Source organism: Bradyrhizobium sp. CB2312 (assembly GCF_029714425.1).
In the GTDB taxonomy this organism is placed as follows: Bacteria; Pseudomonadota; Alphaproteobacteria; order Rhizobiales; family Xanthobacteraceae; genus Bradyrhizobium.
The window spans coordinates 2,963,535-2,981,686 of record NZ_CP121668.1 but is presented as its reverse complement, the minus strand read 5'-3'; the positions used below and the strand labels follow the sequence as shown (position 1 = coordinate 2,981,686).

Below are 18,152 nucleotides of genomic sequence, written 5' to 3'. Positions count from 1 at the left end.
CTGTGCATCGATCGGAACCGCTCCGCGAGAACCGCAAGACGGGGCGGCGCGGCGTGATCGGGATGCACCGGAAGAATTTTGCTTTGCTCCAGATGCGAGGGCCGGCTTAGCGCGGCTTGAGCAGTTCGCGCGCGACGATCAGCTTCTGGACCTCGGTCGCCCCTTCATAGATTCGAAGGGCGCGGACCTCGCGATACAGGCTCTCGACGATTTCGCCCTTGCGCACGCCGCGTCCGCCAAACATCTGCACCGCGCGATCGACGACCCGCTGGGCGGTCTCGGTGGCGGCCAGTTTTGCCATCGCAGCTTCACGCGTGGTGGGGAGCTTCTGGACGTCGCGGCGCCATGCGGCGCGGTAGGTCAGCAGCGCCGCGGCGTCGGTTTCAGTCGCCATGTCTCCGAGCGCGGCCTGGGTGAGCTGCAGATCCGACAGCGTCGCACCGAACATGCGTCGTGCCTGTGCGTGCAGTCGCGCCTCCTCCAGTGCCCGTCTGGCAAAACCCAGCGCGGCTGCAGCAACCGAAGCCCGGAAGATGTCGAGGGTCCGCATCGCGATCTTGAACCCCCCGCCAGGCGCCCCGAGCCGCCGGCTATTCGGAATGCGGCAGTTGTCCAGCCGCAGGGTCGCCAGCGGATGCGGCGCGATGATGTCGATGCGATCGGCAACGCTGAGGCCGGGGTCGTCCGGAAACACGACGAATGCGGAGATGCCGCGCGCGCCGGGCGCTTCGCCGGTTCGGGCAAACACCGTGTAGACGTCGGCGATGCCGCCGTTGGAGATCCAGGTCTTCTCGCCGTTCAGAACATAACTGTCGCCATCTTCGCGTGCCGTGCAGGTCATGGCCGCCACATCCGAGCCGGCCTCCTGCTCCGAAAGCGCAAAGGCCGCCAGCCATTCGCCCGAACGGACTTTCGGTAGCACGGCATGTCGCAGCTCCGCCGACCCGGCAAGCGCGATGGCGCCGGATCCGAGGCCCTGCATGGCGAAGGCAAAATCGGCGAGGCCATCGGCATAAGCCAGCGTCTCACGCGACAGGCAGATCGAGCGGGAATCGATGCTCGTCACGTCGCCGTCCGGCGCCGCAACCGCGCAATCGAGCAACCCCTCCGCGCCAAGCGCACGCACGAGCTTGCGGCAGGCGTTATCGACGTCGCGGTGATCGGCAGCCTGAAGACCACGCTGCGCGACGAAACGATCGAGCGCATCGCAAAGTGCACGATGACGCGGCTCGAAGAACGGCCAGTCCAGCCAGTCGCGGAAGATTGTCTTTGCCGGTGAGCCCATCTGTCGCTCCGCAAGGTCGGGTGTCTGCCGGGCGGCCGGCATGCTCTCTGCCACGCCGGCGATCGTAGGCGCCAATGCAGGCCGTGCCATAACTGCTTTAAGCCTAAACTATTTCCCTGCCCAAGGACATGTCAAGGCGCCCGAGGCGTGACGACATCCGGGCCGATGCGCATTGCCTGACGTGCATTCGCGGCCGTTCCCGGCAAGGAGTTCAAAGTATGATTTACGACGTTCGGCCAACGATCGATAAGTATCCGGCGGCACTGCGGATCCTGCTTTGGGTGCGCGCCCTGCTGATCCTTGGCCTCATCGCCGCTGGCTGGACGATGACCGTGCTGGATGACGCCCTCGCGCCGAAGTTCAACCTGCTTTATCCCTGGCACAAATCCTTCGGCGTGCTGGTGTTCCTGATCGTTCTTGCGCAGCTTGCGATCCGCGCGATGTCGCATCTGCGGCGTGCTATCTCCAGGGCTGGAAACGATCTCGACCAGGGAATACGCCCCGCCGGTCTCGGCAGCAGACACCCGGATGCAGCACCTTTCGCCGGGCCTCGTCTGCAGCCATTCGCCATCGCCTTCGGAGCTGATGGATGGGATCGTGGGCTTCATTGTCGATGCTGTCATGCTCAATCTCCGTATTGCCGATGTTTGCCCAGGCGAAAAGCCTGATGCAATCAACACGAAGCATCCGTTCGATCAGACAGCAATCGCGCAAGCGTTACCGCTGTAATGCGTGTCGCGACGCCGTCTGATGGTGACGGTCGCCGACAGCCGAACTGAGCCGCGCTCGCCTTCGAGCCTTCCCTGCACAAGGAGCATTTCAGTTTCAACATGCCGACACCGCCGTCAGCGACCATCGGTCAGCGAAGCCGCACCAACGGCTCAAAACCCCTGCCCCCACACGAGAGGCGCCTCACAGACGCCCGGCCTCCCATGCCTCGACACGTTTCACAATGGTTTGACCAGCACCTTGAAGGCCTATCCGAGATTGCGCACGGTCTCGATGGCCTCCGGGGCGCCCGGAGAGTTTTGTAGTTTCCGCCGCAAGCGACAGATGCTGACGTCGATGCTCCGATCCATAGTGTCCAAATTCAAACGGACCGCTTGCATCAGGTCCAACCTGGAAACGATCTCCTGAGGCTTTTCCAGAAACGCAAACAGAAGGGCAAACTCGCTCTTCGTGAGGGCGACCGGATCTCCGGTTTCGTCCCGCATAATCCGCGAGCGTCGCTCCAGCGTCCATCCGTTAAACGAGTATCCGCGGGGTTTGACGCCATGAGGCGATGCACCGGCGACATTTGGCTGATTGCTCAATATCGCGCGTGTTCGTGCGACCAGTTCACGCAGACTCAGCGGCCGTGCAAGATAGTCGTCGGCGCCACGTTCCAGGCCCGCGATCCCATTACCCTCGTCGAGGTCCACCGATGAGGATGACTGGCGCGTGAAAGAGGGATCGGATCTCACGCAGCAGATCAAGCCCACCCTCTCTAAGCAATTCAAGATCCAGGATCACCAGGTATGCGCCCGGCTGCATAAGGCATCGGCGCAGTTCCAGCCATCCCGACACTGAGGTCGCGTTCATACTAAAGCTTTCGAAGTAGCGGACCATCTCGAGCCGGCGTGTAAAGTCGCCATCGGCGATGATGATCCGTGTATTTGCTCCGGCGGCTCTCGCGGTAGAAAAAGACAATAACGATTGATTTGTATCGACCCTCATAGAAGCTCAAAGGCTATATGGCGCAAGATGATATGGATTAGCGGGACGAACTGCTTTTCGCCATCGAGCACGGTTGCCCGAAACACGGTCTCTTCGAACGCCACCCAACGACCGGCAGACACAGTTCGGCCGTTCGTTGAGTCTCGTTGTCGCAAAGCGTCATTTCGGGAGCGATGTCCCTTCGGCACAAGGCTCCTTAGCCGGCGGCGCAACAGAGCAGACACGCACTCGAAGGGGCCCTCGATCTGATGCTGCCTCCAGTGTGTACGATCATCGACTCTCCACAACGACCGATCGAATTGCGCATTGTGAAAGGATCTGGGCATGCGTTCGCGGATCGCTGCGCTCGCGACCCGACAGCCACGCCCGACAGAATATCTGCGCTGGACCAATGATCTGGCTGATGAAGATCGAGATCGGCATCTCGCGCGCAGCGCCCGATGCCACGAGTGGATCGAACCAGCTCGCGAGTCCATTTCGAAAGGCCTCGTTCTCCGCCTGCTGCTCCTTGCGGAAGTCCGCCAGCCATTCCGCTCGCGACTGCTCAAACAGAAACTTGGCATCCCGCCGCTGTTCCACGACCCATCCAAGATGCGCTGCAACCAACATTGCGACGCCGGTCTTCGCGTCGGGAGAAGAAGCCAGCGGTGCCAGCATGGCCGAATGATACGAACGAAGCGCGGCAAGGAGCAGCTCCGCGGCCAGCCCCTTCTTCGATCCGAAAAAATGAAAAAAGCTCCCGTTCGACGCCCCGGCCAGGGCGCAGATTGACGTCACGGTGGCGCCGTCGAACCCAACCTTTTCAAAGGTTCTAAGACCCGCTGAAAGTATCGCGGATTTCGCCGCTCCATACCGACTCACTGCTCTAAGTTTCCACTCTAGAGTTCAGATCTAGTTTCGTTAAGCGAAGACCCATCGGAACGCAATGCTTGGGAGAACACATTTTTTGCTGGCCGGCCGAGCGGTATCCCGCCCAGCGGCGGCGGCCGGCATCCCGCTGATCTTCGACGAGGTCGTCACAGGCTTCTGGAGACTGGGAGCGCCCTTTACCGCGCAGGCTTTGGGCGTCACGCCCGATCTCGTCACCTGCGCCAAGGGGATGAGCAACGGCGCCGTTCCCATGGGCGGCGTGCTGATCCATCAGCACGTGCATGACGCCATGTCGCAGGGACCGGAGGCCACGGTCGATTCGCTCATGGCTACACCTACTCCGGCCACCCGCTTGCCTGCGCCGCCGCGATTGCCACGCTCGATGTCTATCAGGAGGAAGGCATCTTCGAGAGAGTCGCGCGCATGGCCGGAAAATGGGAAGCCGCCATTCACGACATCAGGAGCGCCGGCGGCGTGGTCCGCGACATTCGCAACCTCGGGCTACTTGGGGCCGTAGAGATCGAGGCTGCCCCGAATGCTCCTGGTCAACGGGCCCGCGCCGTGGCCAACCATTGTCTCGAAAACGGAATCTTCATTCGCGCCGTTGGCGATACACTGATCCTGTCGTCGCCTCTCATCATCAGCGAGGAGCAGATTAGTCAGATCGCCGATGGTATCAGGAACGGCATTCGGACGGTCTGACCGTCATAGGAAATTGTCGCGGCCTTGCGCTTTGATCTCGGTCTCCAGCTGCCGATCGAGCTTGTCGAGGCTTCGCCTTAAAACCTCGACTTCGTGCGGATCGAGCGCGGCCATGAGCTTGCGCTCGACCCTAACGACGAATTTCTCAATGTCCTTGTAGACCTTGCGGCCATCGGCCGTGAGGCTCAGGCTGGTGCGGCGGCGGTCGGCCTTATCCACGTCACGATAAATCAACCCTCGACGCACCAGCAATTCGATGGAGCGCGCGACCTTGCGCAAGCTGGGTCGCCGTCAGCGGACCCGCCTCGTTGCGCGAAATCCCTCGCAGGACGACGTTCGATATCTGCGACAATCCGCGATGACGCCCATCCTTGCGGTCGAGAGCGTCGACGTCGACCGCGACAGGCGCCCGATCGTCTATCATGAGACCCGATTTGCAGGGGAACGCGTCCAGTTCGTGGTGAAGCGCGGCGATTGATTGCGGGAAGACAGGGCTGTCGCTCGCGAACACACGCTTTGGCCCATCGTCTGCCGACGCGAAGCAGCGTAACGTCCGCGGATGCGAGAGTTCAGCCAGGCGCACCGAGTTCTTGGTATCGCCGCATCCGCCATGCGCGCAAAAGACGACGCCAAATACCCACGCTCTCGTGACAAACATCAAAGGTGAACTGGTTCACAATTAGACGGGCCAGACTGCGATACGCTGAGTTGCGTTCTTGGCCGCCGTGTGCCGGTGCGGGCGGCATGTTATAGAACCCGTCGAACCTCGACATCGCCACGCAATTCATTAATCCGATTGGAGAATAAGTGCTGCGATAAATTGAGTGGAGGAAACCAAATGGTGAAGAGAGCTATTGCACTCGGCGGAGGCGGTCCGGCAGCAGGACTGCACATCGGTGTTCTGGAAGCTCTCGCCAATGCGGACATAAGGTTTGACGTGTGGGCGTTGTCCTGCATCGGCGCCTGGGTTGGGATTGTCTACAATCAATTTGATGGAGTTGAAAACAAAGCCAGGGCGGAAAAGACCTATCAATTCTTCAAGAATGGCGTGTTTCGAGACAACGAAAGCTATAAGCGCTTTCCCATCAACACCGTGTTCGGTCCAGATTGGGCAGGAAGCATTAGCAGGGCTCTGACCAGCTTCGTCATGGATCCCAAGAACTATCAGCATTTATGGGACCCATCGAGCATGATGAACGCCGTCAGGGATACTCTGTCGCTCTGGTTCCCTCAACAGAAGTTCACGATCCCGGACGAGGGAGACATCAACAGATGGATCCTTAACCAGGTGCTGGCACCCAATCCTTTCGTTCGCTATCTCACGTCCATGATGTACCTGTCCCACGTCACTGGCCTCTCCAAGATCAACTATCCGCATAGCCAATTCATGAAGAGCATAAATTTCAAGGCGCTTGAAAAGGCTGAACCATTCCCCTTCATATTTCACAACGCCTGGAATCTTGACGACCATAAGCTCGCGTTGTTTTCCAACCGACCAATGACCCAGCAAAGCGACAAGAAAGAGTACAAAGGGCCAATCAGCGCGTCCAGCCTATGTGCGTGTTCAGCTCTTCCCTTCATCGAAGAAACCGTAGAGATCGACGGAGTTACTTACTGCGAGGGAGCGCTGGTCGACACGGTCAACTTCGAGAGCTTGCTCGAGGAGCACCGTGATCTGGACGAAATATGGGTGAGCAGGATCGTCGATTCCGGGCAGGTCCGCAAACCGAAAGACCTTCATGATGCCCTGGCGAATCTCTGCCAGTTATTCGCAGCGACCGTTGGCGAGGACGACGTCAGGATCTTCAAATATCACGTGCAGTACGACCAGCCCAAATGGGACGGCATAATCGTCGAGATCCAGGTGCCGGGGCACATCAATTTCAAATGGAATCACAGCAACCTCTATAACGGGCGGGAGCTGGGAAAAGCCGCGGCGGAACAGGCCATCAAGAGGTATCACGCACATCGAGACCTTCCGCCGCATGACGGGCCACACTTCATAAATGAGCATCCGGAGAAGAACGACAAGGTGGGATGGCAAAAGGTGCAAGATACGTATCATAGATGCCGAGAGCGAGCGGATGCGTAGTGCCAAGGTAAAGCAGCTCTACGACCGTTGAGCCAGACTCCAATATCTGTCGTCCAGGCAGAATTACCGAAGTCGGTGAAGTAGCGCCTTTGCTTGCTTGAGATCCTGCGTTTCAGAGCCCTCGGTGAACCCCGCATAGACGGGGGCGAGCAGGTCGAGCGCTTCCTTGCGTCTGCCTTGATCGATCCACAAGGCGCCGAGGTCAACTGCAACTCGAAGTTCAAGGGCCTTGGCGTGTTGGCCTCTTGCAGTTGTCAGCGCGCACTCGAACAGTGATTGCGCCTCGGCACCGGCTCCCGGTACGTCATCAAAGAGCAGCACGCGCGCCTTCAGTCGATACAGTTCGGCCTCAAATATCCGCTCGCTATTGCGGTTGGTTGTGGCAAGCCCCTGCTCGATCAGCTCGAGCGTGGCCTCGCGCTGACCGATCGACAATAAGGCCGGGCTCAGGAGCACGTAGAGGGCCGTGATGCCGAGCTGATAGCCCGCGTTGCGATATTCGTTCATCGCAGCCTGGATTTCCGCGAGCGCGGCGGACGAAGGATCAAGAAAGGTGGCACTTATCCCCCGAACGGCGCGCGCCAATCCTCTCCATTGCCGAAATCCGTGCTCCTCCGACAAGGCAAGACAGCGTTCGGCAGAAGCGTGCGCAGCCGGGAACTCGCCCCGAAGAGCGTGGAGAATGGACGCATAGTAGCATCCATAGGCCTGCGAATGCGGATGACCGATGGCGTCGGCACGCTGAATGGCGGTATCCAGTCGTGCGAGTGCGGTATCGGGGCGGCCCAGCAGCCAGAGCGCCCACGACATCAGGGCAAGGTCGGCCACGCCCGCATCCTGGCCAGCGGCACGCGCCGCCAATCTGTCCTGCTCGTTGCTTGCCTCGAACGCTTCGAAGGCCCGTACGATAACGTCGTGGGCTCCTTCGAGATGTCCCATGAAAAGTCGAATCATGCCTTGCCCGCGCATCGCGTTGAGCAACGTTGGTCGATCGCCCCGCGCCTCCGCGAGTTCGAGCAGCGCCGAGATCATTTCCACGGCAACCGGCAACTCACCACGAATGACACTCGCAGTGGTCAACCAGAACATGATCTGTAGTTGCTCGGGGGGATCCTCGAGGCGCTGGCACAGCTCGCGCGCTCGAGCGAAGATCGCCACCGCATGTGGCGAGGCCGGTCCCTGGGTAGCGATCAAGCATGGTCCCAGCGCGAACTGGAAATCAAGCTCTCGTCTGTCCTTCCGAGCGCCGTCAGCCAAATGGGCGAGCACCTCGATGCCCTTGCGCAGGTGTGCGATAGCTTCGAGGTTGGCGGAGCGCATGGCCGCCTTCCTCCCCGCCTGCAGCCAATATTCTCCTGCCTTTTCGAACAGTCCCGCCTCCGTAAGGTGGAGTGCGAGAGTCTCGGGTTGAGCCTCCACAATTTCCGGGAACCGTTGCTCGAACACGTCCGCGATGGTGGCGTGCAGTGCTGCGCGCCGGCTCTTCAGAAGCCCCGATTCTGCGGCATCTCGCACGAGCGCATGCTTGAAAGTATAGACCGCACGAGGTATCTCGCCGCGGCAGAATATCAGCTCCGCCCGAACCAGCTGGGCGAGCGCCTCCTCTAGCGTCTGCCTTGGCAACTCGGCAACGGCGCTCAGCAGTTCGTAAGAGAACTCGCGTCCCACGACGGCGCCGATCTGAGCCACGTATTTCACTGGAGCCAATCGGTCGAGCCTGGCCATCAGCGATGCGCTCAACGTCGTTGGAATCGCCATCGATGGTAGCGGACGGCTGAGCGTGTAATGGTCGTCCCTCTCCTGTAACAGCCCTGTTTCCAGCACGGTCTTCGTCAGTTCCTCGACGAATAAGGGTACGCCATCGGTACGGGCGAGGATTTGGTGCATGACCTCCTCCGGGAGCGTCTTCCCGGCCGTGACACGCTCGACCAACGCCGCCCCGTTGCGCCGACTAAGCCGTGTGAGCGAGATCGTCGTCACATGTGCATGACCAGGCCAGGGCGGCGCGAACTCCGGTCTCGCGGTGATCAGCAGCAGCACTCGAAGCCGCGGCAGCTTTTCCAGTGTAACAGCGAGCAGCTCCAGCGAAGTTGGATCCGCCCAATGGGCATCCTCGAATATGACGAACACTGGCCGCTGCGCCGCCAATGCCTCAAGCTCGGCCAGGAACGCCGCCAGCGTCATGTCCTTGCGGGTCTGCGGGGTCATCTCGGGCAGGCGATAGCGGTCGTTGAGCGGAAGCGACAGAAGGTTGGCCAGGGCCGGCACCACGCGATCTGCATCGGCGCCGGACCGCAACAGCAGAGCTTCAAGCTTGGCAAACTTCTCCGTCGGCGTCTCGCCTCGCTCGAACCGGGCGGCACGTTCGAGATTGGCAATGAACGGGTAAAGCGCACTGTTGGTGTGGTGTGCCGAGCAGAAATGGCGGATCGTAATGTGTGGTTCGGCTTTGAGCCGCTCTTGAAGGGCCAGCGCGATGTGCGACTTACCGATACCTGGCTCTCCAGTTAGAACCACGACGCAGCCTTCACCCGATGCGACGTGCTGCCAGCGCCGCAACAGCAGCTCGATCTCCTCGTCACGCCCGATTAGCGGCGTCAACCGAGTCTTGTGCTGCGCTTCGAAGCGGCTTTCCACTCCGCTGATCCCGAGTACCTGCCAGGCAGGTATTGGCTCCGCCCATCCTTTGAGCACGACAGAGCCGAGATCGCGGTATTCGAAATGTCCATGTGTGAGCTGGTGCGTACTCTCGGAGATCAGCACCATACCGGGCTCGGCGAACTGCTGCAGGCGAGCGGCCAGGTTCGGTGTCTCACCAATGACTGCGTGCTCCTTGGCGGCGCCTTCGCCAATCAGATCACCCACGACGACCATTCCGGTGGCGATGCCGACGCGGACCTGTAGTCTCGTACCGATATCTGTCTGGAGGTTGGCCACGGCATCGACCAGTGTCAGCCCCGCGCGTGTCGCCTGCTCGGCATCGTCCTCGTGCGCTTGGGGATAGCCGAAATAGGCAAGCACGCCATCCCCCATGTACCGCGCGATGACGCCTTCATTCCGGGCGATAACACCAGCGATGCAGTCGTGATAAGCACCGATTATCGAGCGCAGGTCCTCTGGATCCAGTCGGGTCGCAAGTGCCGACGACTCCACCAGATCGCAAAACATGACCGTCAATTGGCGCCGCTCGGCGCTGTCTCGCGGCGCTGGTTTAGCGGACGTTTGGACTGATACGACGCCTTCACTCTTGAGTTCGGCAATCGCGCGCAGAATCTTGCGCCGGTGCCCAAGCAGGACGCCAAGATCCTTGAGGTCCTGCTCCGTGAGATCGCCAACGACCGAGAAATCGATGGCGTTCTCAGCGAAACGCTGGGCGTACTCCGCCAAACCGATCGATGCGAGCCACTCTGCAGTACCTGTCATGGGATACCTATGGCCTATGCCATGAGAATAGCACATTGGAGGGGTCTGCGAAGGAGCATCCGTCGATGGAATCGCCGATCGTCGGACCTTCTCGCTCGGCCTAACACGGTGGGCCAACTGAAATCGCGCGGCGTAGTACGCACTTTCGATGGCGTCCCGGCCCCTGTTCTTGAAGGTCCTAACCGCGTTCGACCACTGACGCGTTTGCATATCGAAAGATGCGGCAGCATGGCGCGAAGTCGATTTCTGATTTGGCGGCGCGGCGCGCAGTCGCCCCGATCGGCTGGCGTGGCAGCGACGCAGTTGGCGCGATCAGTTAGTCGATTGCGCCGCGCGCCGTGCACTAGATCTGCTGCGGCAGATTGAGTGCCCGATTCATGGCGCGCGCATTATCCGGCTGCCCGGACAGCGCTTTCGTGGCGAATTGTCCGAAGAAGTGAAGCCGGTCCGCGATGCCGGAGGACAAATCGACATTCAGTGAATGGTGCAGGCGGTCACATCGGTCATCGACGGCTGGATCCGCGAATATCCCGATCAGTGGCTGTGGCTACACCGTCGCTGGAGGTAGCACTTGACTGGCCGCGGTAGCCCCTAGTGGAGGTACATCGTCCAACTCGGCAATGCGGCGGTCAATCTCGCCGATCACGCGTTCCGAGAACGGCCCGAGGTGCATGTACAACGCCATCAGCATCACGATGTAACGCAGCGCGCCCGGATTGGTCTTGGCGACTTCGACAAAGGTCTTCCAGAACGGCTCACGAACTTTCGGCAGAGCCCGCATAATCTTGTTTAGGCTGTCGATGCCGCCAAGCCTCTTGCGCACATCGCCATCCGGCAGATCGCGGCGCCGGTCGGATCGGTCGAGCATGGCTGCGAGACGGGACAGCCGTCCCGCATATGCCGCCGGACTGTAGACGTGCCCGAGCACGGCCTTGTAATCGGAAAGGATGTCACGAAGTGGACGCTTGGTATCGAAATTGCACCCAAGCGTGCACTGATCGCCCGCCTGCTCGACGTTCATAAGGTCATGGCCGCGGTGCAAGCGGCCCTCCGTGGCCAACCGCCGTGTGAGCTGGGTGCCGGGCAGCGCATAAAGAAGCCCAACGATGGAGACTGGAATGCTCGTCTCCTCGATGAGGTCGGCCATCGCCTGTCCTATCGAGGCCTTTTCATTGTCGAACCCGACGATGAAACCAGCGGTGACGAACATGCCGTAGCCGTAAATCTTGTGAATGCACTCGGCGATGTTGCGCTTGGTGTTCTGCTTCTTCTTCATCTGCACGAGCGTCTCGGGATCCGGGCTCTCGATGCCGACGAAGATCGCGAAGAAGTTCGCATCCTTCATTGCCTGCAGCAGCTCGCTGTCGTCCGCGATGTTGATCGAGGCTTCGGTTGAGAACTCGAATGGATAGTCGTGCTCTTCCAGCCAGGCTTTGAGCCGCGGCATCAAGGTGCGCAGGTTCTTCTTGTTGCCGATGAAATTGTCGTCAACGAAATCGACATGCCCGCGATAACCGTGATCGTAGAGCGCCTGCAGCTCGGCGAGAATCTGATCGTTGGTCTTGGTACGCGGCACGCGACCATACAGCTCGATAATATCGCAGAACTCGCAGGTGAACGGGCAGCCACGCGAATACTGCACGCCGATGTATAGATAGTGATCGAAGTTAAGCAGATCGTAGCGAGGCATCGGGCTCAGCGTGACATCAATCTTGAATTTCTCGGCGATGAACACGCCCTTGCGTTCGCCGCTTTCCCAGGCGGCGATAAACTGCTCGATGACATGCTCGGCCTCGCCGATCACCTGAAAGTCCGCGTCCGCGTAAAGATGCGGGCTAGAGGAGACGTCCGGCCCGCCAACACATACTGGCTTGCCGTGCAGGTGGGCGAGATCGATCAGGTAGATGGCATCCGGCTGCTGGTTGAGCATACCGCCGATCATCACAAGATCGGCCCAATCGAGGTCCGCATCTGTCAACGCCTCGGTATTGCGGTTGACGAGCCGGATGTCCCAATGCTTCGGCAACATAGCGGCGACGGTGATCAGGCCAAGCGGCGCCGTGGGATACTTCGCGCCGACGAGTTCGCAGGCCTCCGCATAGTTCCAAAACGAATTCGGAACGAACTTCGGATAGATCATCAGGACGCGGCATGCGATTGTCATGCTGTTCCAGCCCCGGCGTTGATGACACAATGCCCCGCTGTTTATCGGGGCTCAAGGGTTCGCTTGGCTCGTCGATAAGGCGCTTGAGTGCTGGTTATGGAGGTGAGCGCTGCGATTCAGTTCGCGCACCTCGACGGTAGTGCATTGCGAATCAATCAGGCCTGACACGGACATCGCCGACCGTGAGGCTAGCATCAGTATGCACAGATACGCGTTCTATTTGGATTTTTTTTGGGCACGCTTTCTCGGTCCAGTTCCGGCATCGTCCCCACGGCAGGGCCAGGCATCCCTGAATGCTGCAATAGCGACGGTGATCCCCGGTTCATTCACTCGATCGGGATTGCCATCAAGATACTGCAGAAAAACCTTCGCACTTTGCAAAGGGCTGCCTTGCGCGGGGGGGCATGCACGCACGTCAGCGGGCAGATTTGGTGAAAAGAGCATCGCGGTTTCGATCATCCCCTCACATGCCCCTGCGGACCGAGCTTCGTCCTGATTGCGAGGCGAATTCTTGACAAGCAGTTCGCAAGACTTTTGCGCGTCGGCTCCCTTGTCGACAACCGTGGCATTGGCCTTCCCGATGATCGCTAGGGTAAGGCCGGCAACAATCATATGGACCCGCATCCGCGTCCCCCGAATACCGGCGCGATAGGTTGCAGGCATTTGAGTATGCCGCAATAGAGCGGCCGCCCGCGCCGTTCCAGGCGGCCTAGACGGCTTAGCTCAAAAAAAGCGCCTGATCCATCGTACTCGAATACGAGTGACGTGAACTCAGCTCTTCCATTTTCACAAAGCCGATAGAGCGCTTGTCGACTTGATAACACGCAGCTTTCCGCGCGGTGACCGCCGCAAAGGTCGGCTACACCGCGATCATGATCGCGGATCGACATAGGCGGCGACAAGCGTGCTGATGGTACAGATCTCGATTCAGCGCGGTGTACGCGACGTGCACTGGTCGATTGATGTTGATGCTCGGCCTCGACGCAGAACCATTGCCTCAGCAGTAATCTTCGTCTGCGACGACAAGTTCTGCGAATCCTCCTCAACTACGCCAAGGAAGACTTCGCCCCCGGAACGGTTTCGAACGAGAGCTTAGCAATGTCAAAGCAGAGGTGGACCTGCCTTGCAGGCAACGCCACGGGCGTTCCCATGATCTTCCCGGCCCATTCGTCAACCAAGCGAGGCAGCCCACGAATGTTGATCGTATCGAACCGCATCCTCAAAGAATAAGCTCGATTGAATGTCTTGAAGACCTCACGTCCATCCTGACGCGCGGAAAACTGGATGAACTCAATCCGAGGATTCTAGCCTCGACCGGGTTCGAGCTGCACCGTCTTTCGCCCCCCGTTCAGCTCTCTGAGTCTGTTGACGTATTCCTCAGGCTTTAGCAGATGAAACGGAGCGTTCAGGCCCATGAACGTCGCTATGCGGCCGATAAAGGCAGTGCAGTTTGCCGTTGCTGCATTCCAGAGCGGCGAAGTCTCCTGCTGGCGCTTGATATAAGCAAAGACCTTCTTGGCGTCGGCCTCAGACAAATAGACGCGATAGCTGGCCGTCAGATATTGCTCGTCAAGATCACCGTAGGTCGCACCCGTCTCAGAAGGGACAAACATGATGTGTCCCAGGATATAGGGCACCTCGTCGCCGGCCGGAGCCAGACCAGCGACCTCGACCTGCTTTTCGCCCGTCTTTCCGTACCAGACGAAGGCATGACCGTACGTTGCCGCCGTGCGGGCACGAAAATCAACGTAGTAGGGACCCGTGGCAGCAGCTCTTCGAGCTGGCTTTACATCGGATATCGCCGGCGTAGCAGCAGCCATGGTCGCTGCATGCTTCGTCACCGAACTGGGGAGAGCGTCCCGTTGCTGCTGATCGGTACGCGCCACGATTGGTTGCGCGCTACTGATCCCGGCCCCCAAGCCTACAAAGGCCGCCAGCATGGCGGCCTTTGCAAGAAGCTTTAGACCCGGATATTTCCGAATCACTCCAGCCATCTTCGAATCCTCTTGGATCCAAGATCCGATGCCACAGGTAGTCTGCTACCCCAAACGGACGCCGCTGGCGTCCGAATAGATAGTCAGATCAACCCTTGGTCACCAACGGAGCCGGGGCGGCGACCGGGTATTTGCCCACGGGGCTCTTACCCACGGGATATTTGCCGATCGGAGCTTTGCCAACCGGCGCCGCGGCGGCAACCGGCTGAGGCCGTGGCAGGTCCGCAGCAGCTGCGGTTCCCACGAAAGCCAAAGACGCGATTCCAAGGACAACGAATTTCAGCATCGGATCTCACCATTTGTTCGGGAGCGATTGGTATTCACCTGACACGCTTAGGAATAACCTGACACTCGCCACGGCAGCAACGAATAGACGCGGTTCCGACAGCTTTTTCTACCGTATGTTGCGGAAATGGCACGCAAATCGAGGCGTCTGGTTCCAAATCAGTCTCTGGGTACCATAGGGTTAGACGTGCCGGGACCTACCTCAGAGTATCCATGGGAAGACCCGACCGGTCCGCGCCATATACTCGCGATAGCTGTCGCCAAACGTCTGCAACATCATTCGCTCTTCCCTTGCGACGCGTCCAAAGAACAAGACCCCGAAGCCGGCCAGGCCCGCGAAACCGGCAATCCAATTCGGCAGCAGCAATGCCTGGGCGATAGCCCACAGCCAAAATGCCGAATACATCGGGTGTCGAACTCTCCGGTAAATCCCCTCCGTCACGAGCTCATGATTCTCCCGCACGTCGAGACTTATCGACCAATTCCGGCCGAGGGCACGATGCGTCAGGTGAAACACGCCCAAAGCCGCAATCGCAAAGAAAGAGCCCAGCCAAGCCAACGCGGGATAAAAGCCGTGAGCTGCGAAACGAGGCATTCCTGTCGCTACGTAGACGAGCGGCACAAGTCCAAGCCCCGAAAGAGATATGAGCAGGAGCGCGTTTTCCAGGGGGCCGCGAGCGCTCCACACAACCCTCGCACGGCGGGAACGCCGCGCGTACTTATAGCGTATGAGGTACCAGCCGATCACCAACGCAACGAAGATGACTTTTGAAATGGTGGGCGTCATTTAAATCAGGCTGCCGCGCCCGGACTTCGCAGCAGTTCGCTTTCCGACACCGGCGCGCCCGCAACAAGGCCTCCGTCGTCAGCGATCATCGACACAGCGCCGTCCGGGGCGAGCGTCTGGGATCTGGCTGAAATGGGTCCGCATGTGAGCATGAAGTAGTCGTACGATGTTCGCCTGTCATTTCCACTGACGAACTGGCAGTGCACGCGGAAGAAATTGAAGCGAATGCGTTGATACATGTCGTCGTTAAGCATTCGACTAATCTTCACGACCCTGACGGTCGCCTCGTTTTCTGTCGACAAGCCCATTTCGGCCATTGGCCGGCATTTGTAAAAATTCAACGCGTCGGTGAGGGCCTGATAGTCGCCCCAGAAGATCGCGCGGGAATTGGCGACGCGTTCCACCGTCCTGCGAAAGCGTACTGCCTTCGGGTGCAGGCCGATCTTGAGTATCGATGATCCAACGCTCAAGAATGTGACGGGACTCTTTTTCCGACCGAGCGCAGGGTCCAGCTTCAAGGCGCGATCAAGTAGATCGACCGCTAGTACGGCGCCAAGGCTGTGCCCCACGACCAAAATTTCGTCTGCGGCAGAGTTGGTCGCAGCAACCACCAGCTCGGCGGCCAACCTGTCCAGCCTTTGCTCTATTTTCGAGTTACCGAATCGAATGTACTCGCAAGAAAAAATCCAATCGTCGAACAAGTCGCCCAGGTGCAGCCAGCGCCACGGCCCCGCCAACACGGCTGCGAGCCCGAAGAGGCCGCCACCTGTAGCAATGAGAATTGATCCGGTGATCTTGAATGCAGCCACCCCGATCAAAAAGGCGGCCGCGATGAGCAATCCGAACGTGACGAATGGATAGAGAAAGAAAAGTGCGTATCGCCAATTGGCTTGCAAGTAACGCCAGAGAGTGCCGGCCAATACGAAATCCAGAAACGCAAGAATGCCGACGGAAATGCGTGAGCCGATGCTTCGCCCCCCGAACACCTCGATGACATCGTGCCATCGGACCAGACGGTAATCGGTTTCGACGAGCCAATCGGGGCCGGTTGTCGTCACGTTCCATTGGATCTGGTCAGCGGTATCATGCGAATCGTCGACGGTCGCTTTCACTGACCAGGTACGTTGGAACCTGGCAATTTCGCGCACGAAGCGTCGTTGCGCGCTGACATGCAACGTGATTGGATCGTAGCCGCCGATATGGAATACCAGCCGCTTCGCTACAGGCTGTCCGGTCATGGTCTCACCCGCGACTACCCGCGGATTCATCGGGTTACTCACTGCCCACGCGTCAATCCACCTGCAATTCAAGGATATATAGCGAAACGTCTGACGCTAACGGTTGTCAAGAGAGAATCGACCAGTTATTGGGGGAACATGTTTTTGACCTATTTTGCCCTCCGGACCCGAGCCGCTGGAATAATGGCGTCAATCGGCGCGGCCTTGCTTATCGGACTGTCCGGCAGTGGGTCCTCTCAAGCGCAGGACGAGTTATCATCTGCCGAGAAATGCCTTTCGGCAAATTTCAACACCTCGCTGGGTGCACAATTGCCCCGCACGGCGTCGCGTTTGAAATCCGGTGAGCCGTTAAGGATTGTAGCGATCGGATCGTCGTCGACAGTGGGACTCTGGATGCTTAGGTCCGCGGCCACATACCCGGAGGTCATGCGCCGAGAGCTAGCGAGACTTAGATCGAACGCGACGATCGAGGTGATCAACAGCGGCCGAGTCGGCGATACGATTCCGAACAACGTTGCACGGTTCGAGCGTGACGTTTTCGCGCACACGCCTGATCTCGTTATCTGGCAATTAGGTACTAATGACGTCGCCTGGGGTGGCCGGCCGGACCACGGGCTCAAGAGAAGCGTTCTTGAAGGGGTAAGAGCACTTAAGGCGGGGTCTGCCGATGTCGTGTTGATGGATCTGCAATATGCGCCACAGGTGCTCGCTTCAGCTGGCTATTCGACGATGGAGGACATCATCATCGATGTCGCAAAGCAGGAGCGGGTCGGGCTGTTCTCTCGTTTTGCGCTGATGCGAAACTCGGTCAGTGCCGGAGTTGCGCAAAGCGCGCTTGTAACGTGGGACGGATTGCACAACACCGCCGATGGTTATAATTGCATTGGACGAGCCCTTGCCCGAGCCATCTCAGCGAGTGCGCGTTGAGAGGCCCTAGCTTCGAGGGCTGTGGGTTCGCGTGGGTTTGGGCACCGGCCGTGACAGCGATGCCGAGCGTGCAGATGCCCGTCAACGCGAACAAAGACCAATTATCGTCGACAATCGCCGCATCTCTCGCAGCGGTGATAGCAACTCGCGCCGACGCTGTCAGGAGGTGCGCTTATGCACCATTATGCCAGCCAACTTGTTGACCTATTACTGGTGCTTGTCGCCGTGTGGATGGTGCCGGCCACCATTTTTATTATCTACGTCTATTTCGCTCGCCTTAAGAATCCGGTCAGCGAATCGGTCTTTGGACGTGCGGTCATCGTTTCCTTGTTCATCATAACCACGTCGATTTGGCTCCCGATAATTGTGGCCGCCATCGTCCTATCGCTGATCGGTCATTTGTGGTTCCGCTTCAGGGGACAACTACGCAAGTAGCTCGATACTGAAAAAGATAGAGTCGAATTAGAGCCTCCCATCAGCAAACTGAAAAAGGGAAGCGAAGCAATGTCCGCGTTCCTCCCAGCTCTGACGATAGCTGCCCTCAATTTTATACCAGTCGCCACGGCTGCAGAATGGCGACCGCAGTTTCTCTCAGCGTGCCGAAACGGTTGCGGGCAGCAAGGCGGCCTTTCGACGGACGCTTGCTTGCAGATTTGCATCTGCATGGCT

Annotated in this window: 18 protein-coding genes and 1 pseudogene; 7 read left to right on the top strand and 12 right to left on the bottom strand. The window is 59.1% G+C overall.

What is annotated here, in order from left to right; all coding sequences use genetic code 11:
* Positions 1-106: 106 nt before the first annotated feature.
* Positions 107-1,285, bottom strand: a complete 1,179-nt coding sequence (locus QA642_RS14235) for an acyl-CoA dehydrogenase family protein (RefSeq protein ID WP_283085211.1) — start codon at positions 1,283-1,285, stop codon at positions 107-109.
* A gap of 218 nt (positions 1,286-1,503) precedes the next feature.
* Between QA642_RS14235 and QA642_RS14230 the strand changes: the two genes are divergently transcribed.
* Complete coding sequence (locus QA642_RS14230; RefSeq protein WP_283085210.1) at positions 1,504-1,953, top strand: cytochrome b/b6 domain-containing protein; 450 nt, start codon at positions 1,504-1,506, stop codon at positions 1,951-1,953.
* 309 nt (positions 1,954-2,262) lie between these two features.
* On the opposite strand, the gene QA642_RS14225 is transcribed toward QA642_RS14230, so the two are convergent.
* The 3 genes from QA642_RS14225 to QA642_RS14215 all read right to left on the bottom strand — a co-directional run bounded on the left by QA642_RS14225 (position 2,263) and on the right by QA642_RS14215 (position 4,154).
* Positions 2,263-2,706 carry a winged helix-turn-helix domain-containing protein gene (locus QA642_RS14225; protein ID WP_283085209.1) on the bottom strand — a complete coding sequence of 148 codons (444 nt, stop codon included), beginning with the start codon at positions 2,704-2,706 and terminating at the stop codon, positions 2,263-2,265.
* Positions 2,707-3,271: 565 nt separating this feature from the next.
* The gene (locus tag QA642_RS14220; protein ID WP_283085208.1) at positions 3,272-3,862 is read right to left on the bottom strand and encodes a TetR/AcrR family transcriptional regulator; all 591 of its coding nucleotides are present in this window, start codon (positions 3,860-3,862) and stop codon (positions 3,272-3,274) included.
* 4 nt (positions 3,863-3,866) lie between these two features.
* Complete coding sequence (locus QA642_RS14215; RefSeq protein WP_283085207.1) at positions 3,867-4,154, bottom strand: hypothetical protein; 288 nt, start codon at positions 4,152-4,154, stop codon at positions 3,867-3,869.
* An 86-nt stretch (positions 4,155-4,240) separates the two neighbouring features.
* Between QA642_RS14215 and QA642_RS14210 the strand changes: the two genes are divergently transcribed.
* Positions 4,241-4,573: an aminotransferase class III-fold pyridoxal phosphate-dependent enzyme gene (locus QA642_RS14210; protein ID WP_283086888.1), complete on the top strand. Its 333-nt coding sequence runs from the start codon at positions 4,241-4,243 to the stop codon at positions 4,571-4,573.
* A gap of 3 nt (positions 4,574-4,576) precedes the next feature.
* On the opposite strand, the gene QA642_RS14205 is transcribed toward QA642_RS14210, so the two are convergent.
* Positions 4,577-4,852: a hypothetical protein gene (locus QA642_RS14205; protein WP_283085206.1), complete on the bottom strand. Its 276-nt coding sequence runs from the start codon at positions 4,850-4,852 to the stop codon at positions 4,577-4,579.
* Between QA642_RS14205 and QA642_RS14200 the strand changes: the two genes are divergently transcribed.
* Positions 4,845-5,051, top strand: coding sequence for a UTRA domain-containing protein (locus QA642_RS14200; RefSeq protein WP_283085205.1), 207 nt, complete (start codon positions 4,845-4,847; stop codon positions 5,049-5,051). The two genes, QA642_RS14205 and QA642_RS14200, sit on opposite strands and share 8 nt — an antisense overlap.
* A gap of 360 nt (positions 5,052-5,411) precedes the next feature.
* The gene (locus QA642_RS14195; protein ID WP_283085204.1) at positions 5,412-6,665 is read left to right on the top strand and encodes a patatin-like phospholipase family protein; all 1,254 of its coding nucleotides are present in this window, start codon (positions 5,412-5,414) and stop codon (positions 6,663-6,665) included.
* A gap of 63 nt (positions 6,666-6,728) precedes the next feature.
* Here the strand turns inward: QA642_RS14195 and QA642_RS14190 are convergent, their stop codons facing one another.
* Positions 6,729-10,088, bottom strand: coding sequence for an adenylate/guanylate cyclase domain-containing protein (locus tag QA642_RS14190; RefSeq protein ID WP_283085203.1), 3,360 nt, complete (start codon positions 10,086-10,088; stop codon positions 6,729-6,731).
* 349 nt (positions 10,089-10,437) lie between these two features.
* Between QA642_RS14190 and QA642_RS14185 the strand changes: the two are divergent.
* Positions 10,438-10,656: pseudogene (locus QA642_RS14185) on the top strand (lipid A biosynthesis lauroyl acyltransferase); the annotation flags it as partial.
* On the opposite strand, the gene QA642_RS14180 reads toward QA642_RS14185, so the two are convergent.
* The 6 genes from QA642_RS14180 to QA642_RS14155 all read right to left on the bottom strand — a co-directional run bounded on the left by QA642_RS14180 (position 10,636) and on the right by QA642_RS14155 (position 16,556).
* Positions 10,636-12,252: a B12-binding domain-containing radical SAM protein gene (locus QA642_RS14180; RefSeq protein WP_283085202.1), complete on the bottom strand. Its 1,617-nt coding sequence runs from the start codon at positions 12,250-12,252 to the stop codon at positions 10,636-10,638. The pseudogene QA642_RS14185 and the gene QA642_RS14180 sit on opposite strands and share 21 nt — an antisense overlap.
* Before the next feature lie 216 nt (positions 12,253-12,468).
* Positions 12,469-12,915 carry a Rap1a/Tai family immunity protein gene (locus QA642_RS14175; protein WP_283085201.1) on the bottom strand — a complete coding sequence of 149 codons (447 nt, stop codon included), beginning with the start codon at positions 12,913-12,915 and terminating at the stop codon, positions 12,469-12,471.
* Positions 12,916-13,556: 641 nt separating this feature from the next.
* Complete coding sequence (locus QA642_RS14170) at positions 13,557-14,246, bottom strand: hypothetical protein (protein WP_283085200.1); 690 nt, start codon at positions 14,244-14,246, stop codon at positions 13,557-13,559.
* 88 nt (positions 14,247-14,334) lie between these two features.
* Positions 14,335-14,532, bottom strand: coding sequence for a hypothetical protein (locus QA642_RS14165; RefSeq protein ID WP_084334208.1), 198 nt, complete (start codon positions 14,530-14,532; stop codon positions 14,335-14,337).
* 201 nt (positions 14,533-14,733) lie between these two features.
* Positions 14,734-15,318, bottom strand: a complete 585-nt coding sequence (locus QA642_RS14160; RefSeq protein ID WP_283085199.1) for a protein-S-isoprenylcysteine O-methyltransferase — start codon at positions 15,316-15,318, stop codon at positions 14,734-14,736.
* Between the two features lie 5 nt (positions 15,319-15,323).
* Complete coding sequence (locus QA642_RS14155) at positions 15,324-16,556, bottom strand: hypothetical protein (RefSeq protein ID WP_283085198.1); 1,233 nt, start codon at positions 16,554-16,556, stop codon at positions 15,324-15,326.
* A 138-nt stretch (positions 16,557-16,694) separates the two neighbouring features.
* On the opposite strand from QA642_RS14155, the gene QA642_RS14150 reads away from it, so the two are divergent.
* Both QA642_RS14150 and QA642_RS14145 read left to right on the top strand, forming a co-directional pair.
* A complete protein-coding gene (locus tag QA642_RS14150) occupies positions 16,695-17,483 on the top strand; it encodes an SGNH/GDSL hydrolase family protein (RefSeq protein ID WP_283085197.1) in 789 nt (262 codons plus the stop codon).
* Positions 17,484-17,657: 174 nt separating this feature from the next.
* Entirely contained in the window at positions 17,658-17,918 is a 261-nt protein-coding gene (locus QA642_RS14145) for a hypothetical protein (protein ID WP_283085196.1), read from the top strand.
* Positions 17,919-18,152 lie beyond the last annotated feature (234 nt).